Source organism: Streptomyces sp. NPDC045701 (genome assembly GCF_056432045.1).
In genome coordinates this window covers 1-4,089 of sequence record NZ_JBWKJV010000134.1, presented here as the reverse complement: position 1 = coordinate 4,089, position 4,089 = coordinate 1, and the positions used below count along the sequence as shown (strand labels likewise).

The following is a 4,089-nucleotide window of genomic DNA, read 5'->3' as shown; positions in this document are numbered from 1 at the left end:
TGCACTCCACTCTGGGCATGATCAGCCCCACCGAGTACGAGGCAGCACACTACGCTGACACACAAGCTGTGGCCGACTGATCACCGGCCAGCAAAACACCGGCAGGAAAGTCGGAACGGTTCAGTAGGAATTGCGGCACTGATCGCTCAGTAGGGACTCGACAGCGAAGGCGTCCGTGGTACCTGTACGTACACGACCCGTGGAGAGGCACGTGCTCCCGCTCCCGCTGGAGGAGTGGTCCCCGTTCCGATCCCATGAGTGCGCCAAGGCGTCCGGTTAGGATGCTGGGCAGGGTGGAGGGGATTGAAATGCCGCAGAACGCGGCCCGGGTGACCGTTACGATGCCTGATGGGCAGGAATTGCTGGCCCTTCTGTATGAGCGGCGGCGGGCGGCGGGCGGATGGCAGTACCGGGTGGGCATCAGCTGCTGGGCAGTTGGCAGCAGCGGCCCTACCGAGCCTGCGGAACAGAGTGTCTGGCTTGACGCCCGTCATGTCCGCCCCCTCGAAGGCGGCGACTACAGCCGTATCCCCACCCTTGCGACTCCCACAACCGACGGGCGACAGGCCTGGACGGTGCAAGACCTCCCTCACCGCCCCGGCCACCCCGGAGCACGCCTGATCCACGTCATCGGCTGTCAGCCCCACGCAACACCCATCACCCTCGACCAGGCCCTTGAGATCCTCCGCCAAAAACGCACCGTCCCGTGCCGCGAATGCAACGCAGCCACCTCACTCCCAAACGCGGCCGACCCGTTGCCGCCGTGACACGACGGCTCCGACCAGAGATAGGGAGCGCTGTCCGGGCCAGTGGCACGGGTGGTCAGAGAGCGGGCTGGCAGGGGCGTATGAGCGAGGACGCGTGGGAAGCAGCCCAGCGGGAAGAGCAGTTGGCACAGGAAGAATTGCACACTGCCCGCCGAAAGCTGGCCGTCGCAGTCCTGGGGGCCTGCGCGAAAAAGCGGCGAGCCCTCGGTCGGCGCGACGAACGCACCGGCCATAGCACAAACCAGCGTCTGGAACACCCTCGCCGTGCAGGGCATCACACCCCGCAGCCCGCATCAACCGCTTCCGCCTGACAGACGCGGGCTCCTTCCGAGCTTGGAGCACAGGTGCCGGACGCGGGCCGGCGACCTGTGGAGCCGGTTTGCTGGTGTGGGTCAGAAGAGCGCCAGCCCTTCGCCGCTGGTGTCGGCGATGACGGGCCGGGGCTGGGCAGGGAGGCCGTCCAGGCGGTCGGGACCGGCTGCGGCCGCCACAGCAGGGGCGGTCTCGGCCAGCCAGGTGCCGAAACGCTCGACGGCCTCCCGGTAGAGCACCCGTGACAGGACGCGGTGCTCACCGGAGGGACAGAAGTCGACGGAAACGGTGAGCACGCAGGATCGGGGTGTGTTCTTGCTTCCCGTCCACGAGACGCGCAGCACTCCGCAGGGCTTCCGCCCGCGGGGGCCAGGGTGGGTGGGGCGCAGGGTGCGGGTGGCTGTGTGGGCGGTCCATGCGGCGAGGTGAGGCAGAGGCAGGGTGGTGCGGGTGCGGCAGCCTGGGCAGCGGTGCCAGTGGCGCAGCCAGTCGAGAGTGTTGGTGTCGAAGAGGCGCTGGTAGCGGCTGGCGACACGGATGTCGTTGTCGTACAGGTGGTCGGGGCGCTCCAGCGTGTTGCAGGACGGGCAGACCGGGGCGCGGACGTAGCCGTGTTCATGGCAGTGATCAAGCACAGCAGCCGGCGCCGTACCGCAGACGGCACACACCCACCCGGCCACCCGGCGGGACGTACCGGGCTTGCGGCTCAGCACCGAGTACAACTGGCCTTGCAGCTCCCCCGTATACGGGCGCTGCGGGATGGCTGGGCCGTTCAGGCCCGTCGTGGACTGGCTGTGGGTGGCTCGGGAATCCCGGCGGGGCTGTTCGGTGTCAGCTGTGTCTACCTTGCCGACCCGCGTGGTGTGCAGCCGCTGGGTTTCGGTGTGCTCGGCTGTGTCCAGCAGCCTTACCACAGCACGCGGAAGCCACCACGACCGCTCCACCCTGTCACGGGACCGCTGCACCAGCAGCCGCCGCCAGTCGACTCCCGCCAGGTGAGACCACGGCCCGGGCTCAGGGCCGGCCTGCCGTCCGGGACGATCTGCCTCTTGCAGTTCCCAACTGATGCGCCGGCGCCAACCACGCAGCATTCCAGCCCTGCGCTCCTGCTCCGGCACCCCACGGAACGGACCGATACAGACCAGGTCCAGGGCGTCCATCTCCACCGCCTTCCATGCCGCCGCCGCCCGGCGCACCTCAACCCCCGGGACGCTCCAGCGGCCCTCGCCCGTCATCACCAGATCCACCACACAGGCACCGAGCATGACGTACCGCCGCGACCGGACATCAGAAGAAAAGCGAGTGAATACCGCAGAAGTCGTCGGTACCGCGCTACCGGCCGTCAGGCTGACCCAGACATTGCCCGCGGCGTCCAGAGTGACCAGACCATCTGCCCGGCTCGGGGCAACACGCTCAGACATACCGAAAGACTAACGGCCGGCGACTCTGTTGCTGAATTCGTCAGGCGGAGAGCCGGTAGCTGAGCTGCTCGAGCCTGCTCCTGCGGCGGGTGCGGTCGAGAGGACCGGTCCAGTGGGCGTCGAGTCGGATGATGTTGAGTGCGGTGGCGGAGAAGGCGTGCTGGAGGCGGACTTCCGGCAGGCTGCGGTAGCAGGCCCGGCGGATGCCGGTGAGGTCGAGGGCCTGGTTGATGGTGCCCTCGACGCCGGCCCGCAGGGCGTACTTGTTCTTCCAGGTCTCTGTCTTCTGCTCGGCGCGGGCTCGGGCGAGGTTCTCGTGGGGTTCTTCCGGCCGCAGGGTGAGCATGCGGCGGCCGGTCTTCGAGGTGGTGCACTGCTTCTGGAAGAGGCAGTCGCGGCAGGTCAGGGCACTGAAGGTGATCACGATGGCATCGGTGCCGTGCTGCTTGACGGGGTTCCAGTTCGAGCTGGTCTTCCCGGCGGGGCAGCTGACCTGGCGGGTCTTCCAGTTGATGGTGAAGGCAGTCTTGTCGAAGCCCTCGGCGGCCCTGGCCTGGGCCGAGCGGTCCAGGAGGACGGGGGTGACCATGCGGATGCCGTTCTTCATGGCCTTGGTGATCAGGTCCGCGGAGGGGTAGCCGGAGTCGGGGTAGTGCCCGGCCGGCTTCACGCCCTGCCCGGCGAGCCTGGCCTGGACCGGTGCGGTCGCCTTCACGCCGGGCACGGTCGCGTCGGTGGTGTGCACGTCGGTGATCAGGTTCGGCATTACAGCTGCCCACCCTGCCCCTGTTTCGGCATCGGCATCGGGGAGCGTGGTGCATGATTCCGTGAGATGGATCTTGCAGCCCATCCAGAAGAGACCGTCGCCCTTGGCCGCCCAGCGTGCGTCGGTGCCATAGGGGGAGGCCAGGCGGAGTTGACCAGGCGGGACGCCGTCATCGGCGCCCCGCTTCCTGATCACCTGCCGTCCCGGGCGCCGGAGCGGATGATGCAGGTCTGTACCAGGACCTGCCGCAGCAGGTGCACGGCCCCGATCTCACGGATCCAGCCCGGGGTGTCCCCGGCCCACGCGGCCTGGCACAGAGCGAGGGCGTCCTGACCGAAGACCTGGGCCAGACGATCGCGCTTGGTCTGCGAGGACGGCATCTTCCAGCCGTCGGTCCGCGGCCCGTACCGTCCGGCGAACTCCGTGACACTGATCTGCCCCGCCAGCCAGAGCGGGGCCGCGACGGCCAGGGCCTCCAGGGCCGCACGGACGCTCTCCCCGGCCAGCTCGAGACGGTTCAAGCCCCGCACCGCACTGATCACATGGGTGGAGCCGGTGCGCTGCTTGCCCCCGGCCGCGACCAGACCGGCGTCCCTGCAGTGCCGAAGAAGCCGGCCGAAGACCACCCGTTCCATACCGTCGTCCGCGAGCCGCGCCCGGAACCGGGACAGCACACTGAAGCCGAAGCCCGTGTCCGTGAGGTGCCCCGAAGTTTCCGGACAGACGTCCAATGAGGTTTTCTCGACGAAATTCATCGCCAGGCGTTGTTGAGGACGAGGGCGGCTTTGGTGATGGCGCCGATCCGGCCGGGGCTGAGCGTGAC

General features: G+C 68.4%; 4 protein-coding genes. 1 reads left to right on the top strand and 3 read right to left on the bottom strand.

From position 1 onward, the window contains the following. The first annotated feature begins 254 nt into the window (after positions 1 to 254). Positions 255 to 767 (top strand): DUF6233 domain-containing protein, encoded by a 513-nt coding sequence (locus AC07DW_RS33610; protein ID WP_478861404.1) that lies wholly within the window; start codon positions 255 to 257, stop codon positions 765 to 767. 392 nt (positions 768 to 1,159) lie between these two features. Here the strand turns inward: AC07DW_RS33610 and AC07DW_RS33605 are convergent, their stop codons facing one another. The 3 genes from AC07DW_RS33605 to AC07DW_RS33595 form a co-directional block, all read right to left on the bottom strand. Further along, positions 1,160 to 2,329, bottom strand: a complete 1,170-nt coding sequence (locus AC07DW_RS33605; RefSeq protein WP_478861403.1) for an endonuclease domain-containing protein — start codon at positions 2,327 to 2,329, stop codon at positions 1,160 to 1,162. 211 nt (positions 2,330 to 2,540) lie between these two features. Further along, entirely contained in the window at positions 2,541 to 3,266 is a 726-nt protein-coding gene (locus AC07DW_RS33600) for a transposase (RefSeq protein ID WP_478861402.1), read from the bottom strand. Positions 3,267 to 3,457: 191 nt separating this feature from the next. Beyond that, positions 3,458 to 3,940, bottom strand: a complete 483-nt coding sequence (locus AC07DW_RS33595; RefSeq protein WP_478861401.1) for a hypothetical protein — start codon at positions 3,938 to 3,940, stop codon at positions 3,458 to 3,460. Positions 3,941 to 4,089: the final 149 nt, after the last annotated feature.